14 protein-coding genes are annotated in these 16,018 nt (G+C 60.1%); all 14 read right to left on the bottom strand.

Annotated elements, in window-relative coordinates; all coding sequences use genetic code 11:
* Positions 1-1,359, bottom strand: a complete 1,359-nt coding sequence (locus tag GOQ25_RS03420; protein ID WP_160349047.1) for a CpaF family protein — start codon at positions 1,357-1,359, stop codon at positions 1-3.
* A gap of 44 nt (positions 1,360-1,403) precedes the next feature.
* Positions 1,404-2,756, bottom strand: a complete 1,353-nt coding sequence (locus GOQ25_RS03415; protein WP_236844473.1) for a pilus assembly protein CpaE — start codon at positions 2,754-2,756, stop codon at positions 1,404-1,406.
* An 18-nt stretch (positions 2,757-2,774) separates the two neighbouring features.
* Positions 2,775-4,109: a type II and III secretion system protein family protein gene (locus GOQ25_RS03410; protein ID WP_236844472.1), complete on the bottom strand. Its 1,335-nt coding sequence runs from the start codon at positions 4,107-4,109 to the stop codon at positions 2,775-2,777.
* A gap of 85 nt (positions 4,110-4,194) precedes the next feature.
* Complete coding sequence (gene cpaB / locus GOQ25_RS03405; RefSeq protein ID WP_236844471.1) at positions 4,195-5,130, bottom strand: Flp pilus assembly protein CpaB; 936 nt, start codon at positions 5,128-5,130, stop codon at positions 4,195-4,197.
* 32 nt (positions 5,131-5,162) lie between these two features.
* Positions 5,163-5,591, bottom strand: coding sequence for a TadE/TadG family type IV pilus assembly protein (locus GOQ25_RS03400; RefSeq protein WP_160349044.1), 429 nt, complete (start codon positions 5,589-5,591; stop codon positions 5,163-5,165).
* A gap of 64 nt (positions 5,592-5,655) precedes the next feature.
* Positions 5,656-6,108 carry a TadE family protein gene (locus GOQ25_RS03395; RefSeq protein WP_336603773.1) on the bottom strand — a complete coding sequence of 151 codons (453 nt, stop codon included), beginning with the start codon at positions 6,106-6,108 and terminating at the stop codon, positions 5,656-5,658.
* Complete coding sequence (locus GOQ25_RS03390; RefSeq protein ID WP_160349042.1) at positions 6,090-6,554, bottom strand: prepilin peptidase; 465 nt, start codon at positions 6,552-6,554, stop codon at positions 6,090-6,092. The genes GOQ25_RS03395 and GOQ25_RS03390 overlap by 19 nt, the downstream gene beginning before the upstream one ends.
* A 171-nt stretch (positions 6,555-6,725) precedes the next feature.
* The gene (locus tag GOQ25_RS03385; protein WP_160349041.1) at positions 6,726-6,890 is read right to left on the bottom strand and encodes a Flp family type IVb pilin; all 165 of its coding nucleotides are present in this window, start codon (positions 6,888-6,890) and stop codon (positions 6,726-6,728) included.
* Positions 6,891-7,612: 722 nt separating this feature from the next.
* The gene (locus tag GOQ25_RS03380; RefSeq protein WP_160349040.1) at positions 7,613-9,331 is read right to left on the bottom strand and encodes an ABC transporter ATP-binding protein; all 1,719 of its coding nucleotides are present in this window, start codon (positions 9,329-9,331) and stop codon (positions 7,613-7,615) included.
* Positions 9,328-10,800 (bottom strand): ABC transporter permease, encoded by a 1,473-nt coding sequence (locus GOQ25_RS03375; protein WP_160349039.1) that lies wholly within the window; start codon positions 10,798-10,800, stop codon positions 9,328-9,330. The genes GOQ25_RS03380 and GOQ25_RS03375 overlap by 4 nt, the downstream gene beginning before the upstream one ends.
* A 5-nt stretch (positions 10,801-10,805) precedes the next feature.
* A complete protein-coding gene (locus GOQ25_RS03370) occupies positions 10,806-11,783 on the bottom strand; it encodes an ABC transporter permease (RefSeq protein WP_160349038.1) in 978 nt (325 codons plus the stop codon).
* Positions 11,780-14,038: an ABC transporter substrate-binding protein gene (locus tag GOQ25_RS03365; protein WP_160349037.1), complete on the bottom strand. Its 2,259-nt coding sequence runs from the start codon at positions 14,036-14,038 to the stop codon at positions 11,780-11,782. Before GOQ25_RS03365 ends, GOQ25_RS03370 begins: the two co-directional genes overlap by 4 nt.
* A 110-nt stretch (positions 14,039-14,148) precedes the next feature.
* Complete coding sequence (locus GOQ25_RS19470; RefSeq protein ID WP_236844470.1) at positions 14,149-14,844, bottom strand: thermonuclease family protein; 696 nt, start codon at positions 14,842-14,844, stop codon at positions 14,149-14,151.
* 144 nt (positions 14,845-14,988) lie between these two features.
* On the bottom strand, positions 14,989-15,993 hold the full coding sequence (locus tag GOQ25_RS03355) for a magnesium and cobalt transport protein CorA (RefSeq protein ID WP_160349036.1): 1,005 nt from the start codon (positions 15,991-15,993) through the stop codon (positions 14,989-14,991).
* Positions 15,994-16,018: the final 25 nt, after the last annotated feature.

Genomic DNA, 16,018 nt, shown 5'->3' with positions numbered 1-16,018 from the left:
TCAGCGCCTCCTGCCCCAAAACCCACCGCTATAGTGAGCGTCGTCTTCGGTCACCGCCTTCGCCCGCATGGCTTCGCGCCATTTGCCTAATTTGGCGCTATGGGGATGCACGCCCGACCACACCCAGGCGTCCTGCTCTTGCCCATCCGCTGACACGACCTCCTCATGCCGGTAGAGCTCTTGAGTCGCGATGACGGTATCGCCCATACCAGTCACCTCGGTGACGGACAACACGCGTCGCTTGCCGTTGGGCAACCGGCCAACCTGGACGATGAAATCCAAGGCGCTGGCGATTTGCCGCCTGAGACTGTCTTCGCTGCCTTGAAAACCAGCGAATCCGGCTAGCATTTCGATCCGGTACAGACATTCACGCGGTGAGTTGGCATGGATGGTCGCCATCGATCCTTCGTGGCCGGTGTTCATCGCTTGCAACATGTCCATGACTTCCGCGCCACGCACTTCGCCTACAACCACGCGGTCGGGCCGCATGCGCAAGCTGTTGCGAATGAGGTCGCGTATCGTCACCTGTCCCGCGCCGTCGAATCCTCCCTGACGCGCCTCCAGCCGGACCACGTGGGGATGGTTAAGCGACAACTCCGCCGTGTCCTCGACGGTCACGACGCGCTCATGATGAGGAATAAAGTACGCCAGGGCATTGAGCAGGGAAGTCTTACCAGAGCTGGTGCCGCCTGACACGAGGATATTGCAGCGATTCTCCACCGCGGTTTGCAGCAACTGGTAGACATCGTCATTGAAGCTGCCTAGTGCAAGCAAATCAGAGGGCTTGAGCGGATCTTTGCGGAACTTCCGTATCGACACCATGGGGCCGTCGACAGCTAGCGGCTCGATGACGGCATTCAACCGCCCACCATCGGGCAGGCGGGCATCCACCATAGGGTTGGACTCGTCCAGCCGTCGCCCCATGGGTGCGAGAATGCGGCGGACAATGCGCAAGACGTGCTGATTATCGGAAAACTCCAAGACCTCGCGCGCCAGCCTGCCTCCGCGCGAGACGAACACATTGTCATAGCCGTTGATCAATATGTCTTCGACGCCCGGATCGGCCAGCAAGTCCTCTAGCGGCCCTAGACCCGCCAACTCCTTTGTCAACGCCGCGCCGATATGGCGCATCTCGCCTTCGTTGATGGCGACGCGACGTGTTCGCGCAAAGGAAGCAACCTCGGTTTGGACGAAGTCCTGAATGGTCTCTCTCGTCCAACGTCCGAACTCCGCACCCAGCTCTTCGATGCGCGAGAGCAGATGCTCATAGGCGTCGCTCTTTACCTCTTGGTAGCGTGCCGACCGGACAAAGCTTTGGTCCACCTCGGCGCTGAATTGAATCGGGGCCGTCATGATCATGTCAGGTCCTTTTCGATACGGTGGGCATGGGCATATCTCTGGGCTTACGTTGACGAATTACGCCGACGAAAGAGACCCGTAGCCCAATCTGCTAGCGGCGCCTTTGCGCGGGTCTGTGCTGTTGAACCGCCCGCCGTCAACTGAGTGGCGAGCGCCCTGACGCCGCGCACATACGGATCGCGCTCGGCATCCAGATGCAGCAGACGCCCTTGATTCATGCACTTCATCAACGCCAGGCTGCGATCAGGAAGCACGGTCTGCAGCGCGATGCCGAAACGATCGGCGATTTGCTGTGCGGTCATGCCGTAACGTTCGTCGTAGCGGTTGACGACCAGCTTCAACGCGTCGCGCGCGATGTGGTGGCGTTCCAGTTCTTCCAACAGCGTAGCCAGACTGACTAATGCACTCACGCTCTGATCGGTGACGATCCAGATGTGCTGGGTGGCTCGTGCCAAACTGGCGACGAATTCAAGGTTTGGAAAACCGCCAGCATCGGTGACGATCGTCTCGAAGTGCTGCTGCAAACGTTTGAAGACTCCCAGCGAATCCGTCTGGGACAGCGGATTCATTTGCATGGGGTCGGGCGGCAGGGCCATGACGCTGAGCCCATCACTCGTATGCGGCATGGCAGAGCTAAGCAAGGTCGCGTCCAAGCGCTGCAGATTGCGCACCGCTTCGGCGAAATCAAATCCGCCTGTCACGTTCACATAGAGTTGTGCGTCGCCGATCGGCCATCCCAGATCCAACAAAGCAGTGCTCGAATGCAGCGTCGTTGCGGCAGGCGGATCACCGGCTTGTGCTCCATCGCTCTTCAGCTTCCGGGATGCCTGCGTGTGGCTGGCTTGTACCAAGGCCGACAGATGCGCAGCCAGGGTGCTCACACCCACGCCCGGACGTGCGCCCAACAGCAGCACATCGCGGCAAGTCTTTCCTGCTCTGTCGGCAGAGGACGACGTTTTCAGCAAGCACTCAGCGGCGTCCCGGACTTCTTGCGGCGCGGCTAGCGGGTCAACAAAGTCCGCCACACCGGCACGCAATGCCGCGATGGCACCCTCGGGCCGAGACAATGAGCCAACGGCGATGCGAGGCACGTCGGGCGCGATCTGCGCGAGCGTACGCGCCAATTCGGCGGCCCGCGTCCATTTGTCAGTATCGCCCCGGTCGCAGGCGAAGTCCAAAAACAGGAGTCGTGGCCGCGATTGCGCGATCACGCGCGCCACATTCTCTGTGGACGGCGCCTCCCGAATCAAGGCCCCCAGGCCGTCCAGGGCCTGGGCAAGCGCGCGGGCAAGATCGCGGCTATCTGAGAAAAACAGAAGCCGGTCACCGTTTCCCGAGCCCGCGTCCGCTGGCGAATGCCGCTGCATGGGGTTTGTCGCGTCTAAGCCGTTGGTCATCACTATTTCGCCGCAAACTTAGCGCGAGAATCCTGGTGCCTGTTGGCCGCTAACGGGCCCCAGCATGTAATAGCCCCACGCGTTAGTCATCGTGTCCGGCCGCTCTTGCTGTTCGCCGGGCAATGGCAGATTGACGCCTCGCGCTATCGGTCTGACCAGACGCGGCGTGACCAGGATCACGAGCTCGCGCTCTTCTTGCGAATACTCCATGCCGCGGAAGAACGCGCCGATGATGGGCAGTTCCCCGAGGAAAGGCACCTTGTTTACCGCGGCCTTGGTTTGGCGAGATACCAATCCGCTGATGAGAAAGCTTTCCCCGTCGCCCAATTCGACCATCGTGTCGGCACGGCGCGTACGGATCGCGGGGATCAGCGTAGACCCCGAATCGTTCATGATCGCAATGCCGTTGCCATAGTCCAGTTCGCTGGCCTCAGGAGCCACTTTCAACGCAATGCGGTCTTTGGATAGCACAGTCGGCGTGACGCTCAGGCCTATCCCGAATGGCTTGAACTCCACGGTCTGGGTACCCAGGCCTGCTGCCACCGGGATAGGGATCTCGCCGCCAGCAAGAAAGCTCGCGCTCTGGCCGCTTAGGGCCACTAGGGTGGGCTCCGCTAGTACGCGCGCCATGCCGTTGTTTTGCAGTAGACGCAGCGACGAAGAAAAATGGTTGGAGTTGAACATGGCGCTGAAACCACTGCCGATACCGCTGGCTAACGATCCGGCGAGCGCCATATTATCCGGTGCAGTAGACGATCCCAGACTCCATCCCCCTGCCGTGCCCGACATGCTAAGACCGACCTGTTTCAACGCGGTGCGGGATACCTCGACGACTTTCACCTCGACCTGCACGACGCCGCCCGTACCTATTGTTGCCACGTCAACGACATTCGCATCGCCCACCGTGGCGCCGGCCGCCTTCACGGCGCGCTGATGATCCAAGGCGGACTCGGCATGCCCCGACACTAGCGCATGCTGGCCCGCAACGTCGATATGTGTATCCGTTGCCACCCCGCGCGTGGACATCGCGCTTTGCACGGCGCCGCCTACGCGTACGGTCCATTTCAAGGCCTCACGGCTATTGGCTGCCCATATTTGGACTTGCGTTGTACCGGGCTGTTTGCCGATCAACAAGACGGCTGCGGGACGGCCGGCCGAGGCGGGCAGGATTTTTACATCGGCCACACTAGGATCGGCCACGGCGATACGGGTGGGTCGTCCTTGCAAGGGCAGCAGATGCTGACCCTTTAAGGGCACCGCGATATCGTTAGATGCGGCGGCCACCGCCGTGGTCGTGGGTGAACTCTGCGCGTGCGCCGCGTCGGCAAAAAGAGTGCCTGCTGCACTTAGCATCGAACAAACTACCAAAAACTGCGCGCCGCGTTTCATTCGAATCAACCTGGAGATGGATATTGCAGAGAGTCGGAAGGGAAACTGATCAGTACCGCACATGCTGAGTGCTGTCGCCGCGCACGATTTCTATCGTTCGTCCCGTGCCACCGCTACGCGCCGCCTGGCGTTTCGCGGGTTCCTCAGCGGGGCGATCCAGCTGCGCCAGGCTTTCGCCGGCGTATGCGCGGTTCACACCGCTGTTTAGCTGGTCACGCTGCTCGGCTGTCAGACCTGCCACCGTAGGCATGACGGGTTGGCGGGCAACGAACAACTGGCGATCCGGAACCTCGTCGTCTACGGGGGATCGCAGCGCCAGCTGCAACTGGCCCGATTTACTGGCCAGCATCAGTTCATTGACGTCACTGACCGGTACGGCCAGGATCGCCGAGCGGGCCTGGGTTTGGGTTTGCGTCTGTGCGCCGCGCTGCTGCGACTTGGCATCCGTGGCGGGCGGGCCGTCCACAGTCTGCGCGCCATACGCCAGCACGCGCACACGGGACTGCAGTAAGCGAACTTGTGAGCCGGCTACCTCGTCGCTTTTCTTCAACGCAAAGAAGACGTCCACGAGATCGCCGGGCATCACGCGATTGCCCGCGCCGGAGACTTCGTCGACTGGCACGGCTACCGCGCGCTCTCCGGAACGCAGCTGCTTGGACAGACCCTGGGCCAACAACTGATTGGTCACGGGCTCGCCGGCGGCAATATCCAGCCTTGCGACTTCGCCGGCCAACGCTTCGGGCTGCGCATAACCTTGGGACAATGCTACGGGCCACTGTTCGACCTTTAACATATCCGGCTCCAGTCGTGTGCCGGCCTGGATGTCGGTGGCGGCCAATACGACGGGATACTTCGCTTGCGGTACGGGCGGCTCTACCGGAGCCGCTGCGGCCTGTGCCACGGGTGCCGGCGCGGCGACGGGAGGCGGCGCGGGACGACGCGCGAGGTAATAAGCCAGGGCTGCAAGGACAACACCTGCTATCAATAAAATTGCCGCAAAGATTCTGCTGACACCAGTCATAGGGGGTCCTGTTTAATTTGAATGATCGCGCGGGCGACTAGTCGAGAAGGAATCCATGATTCGGCGTGTTCACCGGCGGCGAACCTCAACAACTGCTTGAATGATTCCAGCATGGGCCACTGTGCGACGTCATAGCTCAACGCGACCGCGATGCACTCGGCCACCATGCCACCGGCACCAAGCCACTGACATGGCTGCGGCGTCGCCGTGCATTGAACCGCCGATGCTGTGCCGAAAACGTTGGCTGCCACCTCGCATGAAGCGGCCTGCACGTTGTCTCGGCCCGAATAGCTGGCATGCAGTCCGGCCCGCGCGCCCTCGCCTGCCGCTGCCGACAAATGCTGTTTTGCCCAGAAGAGCGCGCCATATCCTATGAGTGCCGTCACGATGAGGACGAGCGTGGTCACCACCAGGGCAAATTCCATGGCGGCCACGCCACGTTGGGACCGTCTACAGGGCCGATGCAAATACGAAGGCAAATGCTGCACCCTAGCTGGCCCCCAGGTCGCTCAAGCGCACCGGCACGCGTGCGGTCAGAGTAGCGGGGAGCAAAGCGTCGGCGATGAATGCCAGCTTTGGCGCCAAGGGGTGCGCGCCATATCGATAACGCACCAGAACCACCAGCTCATCGGAAGCTGGCGTCTCGCCACTGCACGTAAGGTCTCCGGCCGAACTCAGTCTGCCGTCTTTACCGCATACGACGACATCCAAAGGCGCGCCCGATACGTCGCGGATCCAGTCGGCGTGCGCCTGCACCGTTGCCAATGCCTCATTGGCACGCAACTGCATATGATTGGCACCGCCTTGCCACTGCAACGCCTTGCGCGCGCCATCGTGCGCGGCAAGGTTCAAGGACTGCTGCGCCATCATGATCAAGCCATAGGTCACGCCCAAATAGAGCACGAAGAACAACGCCATGAAGGTCAGAGCGAACTCAAGCACGTAGGCGCCACGCTCATGGCGCCGAGCGCCAGATAGGCGCCATACGGGATGTGCCGGAGTTTTTCGGGCAGAGTCCAAACACGGCTGATAGTGATAAATAGCACGCCGTGCAAGCCTGCGAGCAGGCTCCCCGCCGCGATGATCCATGCCAGACCGATGGGGCCAAACATCAGACCGTAGACGGCCATGAGCTTGATGTCGCCCGCGCCCATTACCCGGCGCGTCCATAGCGGCAGAAACAGGAATGCAGCCAACATCCCCAGCATGCTCATGGCCCAGCCGGGCCACAACGGTGGAAATCGCCAGCCGATATCGAGCATGGCGCTGCCGGCCCACAACAACTGCAAGCCTGCTGCCACCACGATCAAAGGATTTGGAATTTTTCGACGATGCCAATCGGAGAACGTGACTGAGAGATTCCACAGCACGAATAACAGCCACCACAACGAATCTCCTGCTGACAACACTGGACCTCTGTTGATTACCCTGACGATGTACCGCAATCTCGACATGAGCGCGGCGCACGCGCGACCGGCCACATGCCGGACGCGCGGCTTCTGCAGACAGCACCCAGCGCGTGCCGAGCGAACTGCAGACTAGAAGTAAGCGACTGCCGATTAAGAAACAGCGGTCGCCAGCCGACCAAAGAGGCCGGTTAAGGAATCTTCGAACGCGCCAATCGCGGTGACCACCCCGAGTACCAACACTGCAGCCAGAATGGCGTATTCCAACGTGGTCACGCCCTCTTCGTCATTCCAAAACTTCAGCAGTTGCTCTTTCATTTGCTATCTCCAATGCTCATGCACGCACAAACCCACAGACTGACACCGCCATAGGCACATCAGCCCGTACCCTCCCGGAATACCGGGGACTCACCAGCGCGTTGTCGCGAGACAACGCGTCGGATTCGTACACTTCGGCGTGCACAGAACCGTGCCCACCGAAGCACTCATTCGGCAGCGAATGACGCTGCCATATTCAAATCAAGCAAACACAACTCATCCCTGCGCCAGCAATGAACACCGCGGCGACCGGAAGCGACCTCTTACCTAGGACACGTTCGCCAACCACCGCCGCCAACCCTGTCCGACTGACCCTGGGATCCGCTAGAGAACAGCAGCCTCTATGGGAGAACTCGGTACGACCGCTCCCTTGAGCGCACCCGCATAACTCGGGCAAAAGGAGCTACCGCACCTGGCTTTAAATGTGTCCGAACGTGGTGAATTCTGCCGATGTTAACGTTAGTAAATTGTACACTTTTTTACTTTAGGTATAAAAGCTTCAACATTAAAAGTCTTTAATACTCGCTGCATATGCGCGACTAAACGCTATATACGTGGACATGCAACACCAAACGTTTCGTTAGCATATTTTCGCTACAAATACCGCGTGAATGTATTAACTAATATCGCAATAGATTCAACAATTAGTAAATACCATTAGGCGCGAAGATACACATAAATCCTGCGAAACATTTGAATTATTCGGCGAATTGTCCGAATATTCAGAGCCGCGGCACTGCCGCAAGCAATCGGCAAGTCATGTCATGCTGCGGCGCGTGCAGAACGGCATCCGCCGATCCCGATTCGACGATGCGACCGCCATGCATAATGGCAATCCGGTCGGCCAGATATTCGACTACGCCAAAATTGTGCGTGATAAACAGATACGCGATGCCCAGCTCGGCCTGCAATTCGCGTAAGAGGTCGAGAATCTGCGCTTGTACCGAAACATCGAGGGCCGATGTAGGCTCATCGCAAATCAGTACCTTGGGCTCCACCGCCAACGCACGCGCGATGGCGATGCGTTGCCGCTGCCCACCAGAGAACTCATGGGGGTAACGTTGATGAGCATTGGCGGGCAAGCCCACGCGTTGTAGCAACCGCTGCGTCCGTGCCGCCCGTGCCGCTGGCGACATATCGGGGCGCAGCGAGGCGATGCCTTCATCGAGAATTTCGCCTACGCGCATGCGTGGATTGAGCGAAGCGAATGGATCTTGAAAAACGATCTGTATGTCCTGCCGCAAACGCCGCAACTCACCCGGTCCAGCGCTCAGCAGGTCTTGTCCGTTAAGTAGCGCTCGTCCGGTGATCTTGGCGCCGCTGATGAGGCGCAGCAGTGCTTTGCCCGTGGTCGTCTTGCCGCAGCCTGATTCGCCCAAGAGTGCCAGCGTCTCGCCCGCACGCAGATCAAAGGTGACGCTATTGACGGCCTGAACCCAGGAGTCAATGCGCCGCAGCAATCCTTTGCGCACAGGATAATGGACGAGCAAGTCCTGCACTTCAAGGATGATTTCGCCAACGCCGTGGTCGCCGGCAGCGCGCGATGCAGTCGTATCCTGAGATATAGCGTCATTGTTCTGCTGCGTCGTCGCTACCACGGCAGCAGGGGTGACAGACACAGCCGACAACGGCCGCCCTCGCTTCTCGTACGTCGGTATCGCCGCGAAAAGCTCGCGGGCGTAGGGATGTTTGGGATTGGCAAAGAACTCATCGGCCGCCGCGCTTTCGACGATCTCGCCCGCGCGCATCAACGCAACGTGTTGAGCGACATGACGCACCACGGCCAGGTCGTGGGTGATCAACAGAATCGCCATGCCCATTTCGCGCTGTATCTCGGCCAGCAGATCCAGCACCTGCGCCTGTACGGTGACATCGAGCGCGGTGGTCGGCTCATCGGCAATCAACAACGCAGGCTCCGCCGCCAACGCGATAGCGATCATGATGCGCTGCTTTTGCCCGCCGGAGAACTGAAAGGGAAAATCGTCAATACGGCGTTCGGGTTCGGGGATGCCTACTCGACGCAACCACTCGATGGCTCGCGCGCGGGCCGCGTTACCGCGTAGCGGTGTATGCGCAAGCAGGGTCTCCATGATCTGATCGCCTACGCGCATCACGGGATTCAGGCTGGTCGAAGGCTCCTGGAAAATAATGCCAATACGCCCGCCACGCACGCCGCGCATCTGACTTTCTGGCAAACGATTCAGATCCAACCCTTCCAGCGCGACTTGACCGGCGACAATGCGGGCCGCGTCGGGCAACAAGCGCAACAAGGCCATGGCGGTCATGCTCTTGCCGCATCCCGACTCACCCACTAACGCAAAGGTCTCGCCCCGTTCGATGGCAAGCTGCAACCGTTTCACCGCATGCGTCAGCCCTTGTTCACCAGCGATGGCGACTTCCAGTCCGTCGATCGAGAGCAGTGATGGCGATGAGGCATTCATGCTGCCGCCCCTTTGTTGGAAGACGCCACCGCTTTCGTGGAGCCTAGTTTGACCCGATAACGCCGCGTGCGTGGGTCGAAAGCCTCGCGCACGGCATCGGCAAATAGATTGGCCGATAGCACCAGAGCCAGCATGAAGATGAACGCCGTCAACAGATTCCACCACACCATAGGATCGCGCGACATCTCGAAACGGGCACTGTCGATCATGGAACCGAACGAATTCATGCCAGGGTCCACGCCTATCCCCAGATACGACAGCACGGCCTCATACAGTACCAAGCCAGAAAATTCCAACGCCATGGTGATCAGCACCAGGTGCATCACATTCGGCAAGAGATGCCTGCGCATGATGCGCCAATGCGAGACGCCGAATGCGCGCGCGGCCTGCACGTATTCCAGCTCGCGCAGTTTTAATACCTCGGCGCGCAGCAGACGGCATAATCCCGACCAACCTGTGAGCCCCAGAATCATGCACAGCATGAACAATCGCAAATCCGCGCGCGCGGCGGAGGTATCGAAGAGGTCGGGATGCGTATCGATGTAGACCTGCATCATCAGCGCGCAGGCCGCCACCAGCAGCACGCCAGGAATCGAAGTCAGCGTGGTGTAGATGTACTGGATCGCATCGTCGACCTTGCCCTTGAAATAACCGGCCGCGAGCCCGAACCCGATCGCCGGCGGCAGCATCGCCACGGTGGTCAGGCTGCCGATCACGAGCGCCGTGCGTATGCTTTTCAAGGCTTGCCACAACACATCGTTGCCAGTGCGGTCGGTGCCGAATACGTGATATCCGCTAGCCAGGCCCACGACCGCGCCGCCCACGAGGCTTAACACCACAAAGGTGATGGCCATTGCCCGCCAGGGCAATTCGGTGCGAGCGCGAGCGATGGCGGTCAACGCGGCCGCCATGCCCCCGTGGCTTTTGCGCAGTGCGCTGACCAATAGGAGAACCCCGAGTACGGCGACGATGGCGCCACCCGCCAGGCCCCACGACAGTCGCAGCAACACATCAGCCGTGAGCTCGGTTTCGGGATCGCCCAGATGCGCGCCTCCGCTACGCAGGCGCGGATAGTCGCGCACGGGGTGGCCATCGATAAGCTCTGTCGCCTTGGTGAACTGACGCGCCGCCAATGGCGCAGAGTAGGTCCGCTCTGGCTTGGTAAGCACCGTATCGTCCAACAGACGATCGAGCAGGGATTTCACCGCAGGGGCGTACACGGGCGGAGCATCCGCGGGAGCTCCAGCCGCCGGCGGCAATTGCGGACGATAATGAATCGAATCGAGCAACCCCACCGCCACAAAGGCCAGCAGCACCACCGCCGCGCTCATCGCTGATGCGTCGCGCGCCACGCGCCCCCAGGTCGCGCGCAGGTTCACACTGCGACTGACGCGCCACGCATACCAAAGCACGGCGGCCACCAGCAAGAAGAGCGCAATATCCGTCCACAGAAATACAAGTTTAGGCATGTCGGTCACTCGAAACGCACGCGCGGGTCAGCCAAGGTGTAGGAAAGATCCGCCAGAATCAGCCCGACGATATAGAGGGCAGCGCCCAGAAACACCATCGCGCGCACGATAGAGAAGTCCTGTGCGTTGATGGCGTCGATGGTGTAGCTACCCAACCCCGGAATGCCAAAGAACGATTCGGCAATCAGGCTTCCCATGAACAGCAACGGAATGGCCGAGACCGTGCCGGTCAAAATCGGCAGCATGGCGTTGCGCAGCACGTGGCGCAGCAGCACCACGCGTTCGGTCAGGCCCTTGGCGCGCGCGGTACGCACATAGTCCTTGCCCACCTCTTCGAGAAACAGCGCCCGATAAAACCGCGCCTCCGGCCCCAGACGCGCAACAATGCCCACGAGCACCGGCAGGGCCAGGAACTTGACCATATCAATACCACTCACATAGCCCGAATACGGCACGAGACGCAGCATCTTCGCGAATAACCATTGTCCTGCGATGATGTAGAAAAGACTCGATATCGAAAGCAGTATCACGCATATCACCACGCCCCAGAAGTCGAGTTTCGTGGCGCGGAAGTACACCAGGGTCAGCGAAAATATGACGCTTGCAAAAAGGCCCAGCAGGAACGTCGGTATAGCCAAAGCGAGGCTCGGACCCATTCGCAGCTTGATCTCCCGACTGATATCGCGCCCCCCGTCGGATAAACCAAAGTCCATCGTCAATAGCGGCACCGAACGTTGATAGAACACCGTGTCCGTGACGCGATCCGTGCCCTCGGCCTTGGTGTTAAAGAACAGCGGCTTGTCATAACCATGTTCTGTTTTCCAGCGATCGATCGCCTCCTGACTGACACGTTGCCCACCGATCGCTAGGCGCGCCATATCGTCGGGCGTATTGACGGCAAAGAACAGGATGAAGGTCAATAGATTCACCCCGATCAAGATCAGGACGCCGTATAGCAGGCGGCGAATAACATAACCGATCATGATTGCGACTCCTGAGACGGCGAGGCACCCGGACTATCCACGCTCGTATCGAACGCGGTTTGCCGTTCGCGGCGCTTTAACGCCCGATATGACGGCCAGATCGCCAATGCAATGGCGAGCGCGACCAGCCACAGCGGCCACCAACGCGGGGTATTCCATTCCTTGATTTTTTCGACACGCAACTCGGGATCGAGCTTGATGTACTGCAGCGTGTTGCGCACCATCTGGGTAGGCTTGGCATTGCCTACCCATTGTTGATAGGCGCCACCCGACATAGGGAAATAGCCGAACATCCACGGCGCATCGTGTTGCACGATGGCCTGCATGCGATCGATCAGCGCGACTTTCTCTGGGCCATCGTCCAAGTATTTAAGTTGCTCGAACAACTGATTGAATTCGGGGCTGTTGTAGTTGGCGGCGTTCTCGCCACCGTGCTCGACCTTGCCGTTAGGCCCATACAGCAGGAACAAAAAGTTTTCCGCATCGGGATAGTCGGCCAACCAGCCCCACATGAACATCTGCGCCGCGCCGCGTCGCATCTTGTCTTGGAAACGGCCATAGTCGGTGGATCGCACATCCAGTTGGATGCCCAGCTGCGCCAACTGCCGACGCATCCAGTCGAATTGCGGATTGCTGCCCCCGCCCGTCATCGCGTCGTAGTGCAGCACCAGCGGCGCACCGGTCTTGGCATCGCGGCCATCGGGATAGCCTGCCTCGGCGAGCAGCTGTTTGGCGACCTCCAACGATTTACGCTTGGGTTTGCCATCGACGAGGTCGTAGACCTCAGGGTTGATGCCTTCGGGTGGCGGGCGATAGCCCAATACGCCAGGCGGCACCGGCCCATAGGCGGACACCGCCTGATCGTCCTGGAAGACGGCGATATATTCTTCCCAATTAAACGCGATACTGATGGCCAGACGCAGCTTGCGATTCTTTTCCTGCTGCTCGGGCGTATCGCCCTGCCCTACCACGGGGTCCAGCCAGTTAAAGCCGAGATACCAGATGGACGTCTCGACCGTCGTCGGCAACTGGATCCCGTGTTCGCGGTAGGTTTCTGCCTTTTCCGGCGAATCGCTGGCAGCCACGCGCATGGCCACGCCGAAGTCTCCGCGTTCGACTTGCGGGATATCGTAATAGCCCTGCATGAACTTGCCGCTTAAGGGGAACGCCTCTTTCTCGATGTTGAAGACGATGGTGTCCATGAACGGCGTGAGCTTGCCGCAATCGGCCAACAGACCCGCCGCGCGATCGCCGGGCTCGCCTTCGCAGGGATAGGGTTCGCCACGGAAATTGGGATTGCGCGCCAGCACATGTCGCCGATTCTGCAAGGACTCCACCAGCATGTAGGGCCCAGTGCCGGCCGGCCAGGTGTTGAGTGACAGATTGTGTGCCGCCATCCCGGGTTGGCTATAGAACCGATCGGCTTCCCATGGGATAGGCGCGGTAAACGTCATGGCAAGCCAGTATTTGAACTGCGGATACTTGCCACGAATACGAATGCGCAAGGTGTGGTCATCCAGGGCCTGGACGCCGTCGAATCCATCGGATTCACGTAGATCCAGCCAGGGGAGATCGCGCTCGCCGGCCGGCAAGCCTTTACGCAAGGCCTGATCGCGCGCTTTCAAGCGTTCGCCATATTCGCGCATCCCGACTATATATTCGGCCAACAGCGAATAAATCGGCGAGGCCACGCGCGGGCTGGCGAGGCGGCGGATCCCATATACATAATCGGCGGCCGTGAGCGCGCGCGTGCCTGTTTCCTTGAAGTCTGTCAGGTAGTACTTGCCATCGATGTCGCCGGGCTTGAGCGGATAGTAGGTATAGCCACCTTGTGCGTCGCGCGCGAAGGCGGGATGCGGCTGGAACAGAATATCTTTCTGGATCGGAATGTCGTAGACGCTTTGCGCGATTTGTTCGCCCGGTGCGTCCTCCGGCAAGACATTGCCTTGCGCATCCAGATAGCGCGGCGGGGCGATCTGCGCCGCCGCGCGAGGGATTAATTCGTAGGGCCGCTTGAGGTAGTGATACTGATACAGCGGCTCATAAATATTGTAGGTAAATGGTGTCTCGTCGCTGGAATATGAAAGCGCGGGATCGAGGTACTTAGGCGATTGCCTGACGAACGCCGTATACAAGGCGTTCTCGGACATCGCGCCAGTTTCATAGGGGCTATTGATGGGATCGCGGGAGCAGCCAGCCAGGGCTCCCAGCGCGACCAGCACGACGATCCACGTCCGTTTCAACCATTCGCCCATACAATGTTTCCGTGTAGTAACCGGTTTCAAGCTGGGCAAAGCATAGCAAAGCTACAACGATTAGGGGGCCCGATAGGGCCCCCTCGCTGTGAACCGCCGGGCGAAATCGATCAGGGATGCTCGCAACGCTGGTTGCGCCAGCAGTCGTAGCGCCATTTCCACGGCTCGGTCGGACCGCCTTGCGCCCACAGGCCGCGCCCCGCCTCGCGCGCTTGTTCTTGCAGACTGCGCAGCGCGGTGTCGCGCAAATATTCGCCCCGGCGCGCGGTATAGGCCCAGGCGAAGCCATTCGCGACCATCAAACGATTGACCGAGTCGCCATCTGGGAGCACCAGGGCACAGAGTTCACGGTTGTACTGATCCTTTTCATAGCACTGCGCCGTGATGCGCTTACCGCCAACCAGACCTTCGAGATAGCGCTGGGATGCCTCGGCATAGGGCTGCCCGGGTTCGGTTTCGCTGTGGCCGATTTCCGGCGCGTCAATACTGTCGAGCCGTATCCGGTGCGACTTGCCACTGACAGTCATGGTCACGGTGTCGCCATCGGCGACTTTGCTCACCACACCGTTTAGCGTGTACTTTCCCGCCGGCGAGGCACCCACGCGCAAGACGGCCGGCGACGGCGATGTCTGTGCCGCGGAGTCTTGCGGAGCCGCTGGTTGCTGCGTCGACCGCGCGATATCCGGTTCGCCGGTGGAGTGGAAGTCAGGGGCCTGTGTCCACCAGACCGCCAGCGCGGCAATGACCAGCCCTAGCCCGATTCTCAGATTGCGGCCGGGGCGACCGCGAGACGACCGTCTACGCAAAATCAACTTATTCCTTGAAAAACGCTGGCTTACAGTTTGCCACAACCCTATATATTACGGTCGATCGGCCAGCGATGGCCGAGCAAGCTGGTAGTAGACCTGCATGCGATTAGAAGCGCGCTCGACGGGACTCGGCGCAATCGGCTACAGCCAGCCCGCCTTTCGGAATCGCCAATACAGGCAACCACACACCGCGCCGATCCCTGCTAAGGTCAGCGGGAATCCCCAGGGGGTCTGCAGGCCCGGCATGAACTCGAAGTTCATGCCGTAAATCCCCGCCACCGCAGTAGGCACTGCTAGAATCGCAGCCCATGCCGCCAGCCTGCGCATGATGTCGTTTTGCTGGGTTTGCGCCATCATCAGGCTCGCCTCGAACGCAAAAGCCAGCGTTTCACGCAAGCCGCTGACCAATTCGTCCACCCGCTTGACCCGATCCGCCACGATCGAAAAATACGGACGCGCTTCAGCGTCGATATTGGCCATCTCCAGCGTAGCCAATCGACGACAGATCTCGGTCAAAGGCGAAATCACTGTGTGCACCCGCAGCAGGTCGCGCCGCTGGCGATAGATCGTGCGAATGTCCGCGTCCTTGGCGCCGCGAATCATCAGCTTTTGCTCGGCACCTTCGACCACGGCTTCCAGTTTGGCGGCCGCCTCGACATAACGGTCGACCAACAAATCCAGCAACTCAGACGCGACATAGTCGCTGCCCCGCCGCAACAGGTCTGGCGCCGACTCCAGTCGCTCGCGCAAGCCGCTGTGATTGGCGGTCGCCCCTCGCCGCACCGTGACCAGATAGCCGTCGCCAATCACGATCTGGGTTTCGCCAAAACTCGGTCTGCCTTGACCCACTTCTACAGTGATCCCGACGACCAGCACACAATGCCCGAAATCGATGACTTTGGGGCGACGATGCACCTCGAGCATTTCCTCGCGAGCCTTGGGCCGTATGCCGAGGTCTTTCAGCACACGCTCCAGCAGCGTGGCATTGGGATTGCGTAATCCGATCCACAGCAGATGCTCTTGCGCGATGGTGTGCGTCTTGATCTCGTCCAGCGGCACATCGCGGAAGCGTTGCCCGCGTACATAAGCCACCGATGCCACCAGCCCATCTGGAAAAGACGGGGAAATGGTCTCCTGCTGCGACATGCCACCTCCGCATTGACCCACCAGG

Origin of the sequence: Bordetella sp. 15P40C-2, from assembly GCF_009763235.1 — a bacterium.
In the GTDB taxonomy this organism is placed as follows: domain Bacteria; phylum Pseudomonadota; class Gammaproteobacteria; order Burkholderiales; family Burkholderiaceae_B; genus Bordetella_A.
Note: the sequence above shows the minus strand (reverse complement) of the source record. Positions and strands in the feature narration are given on the sequence as shown.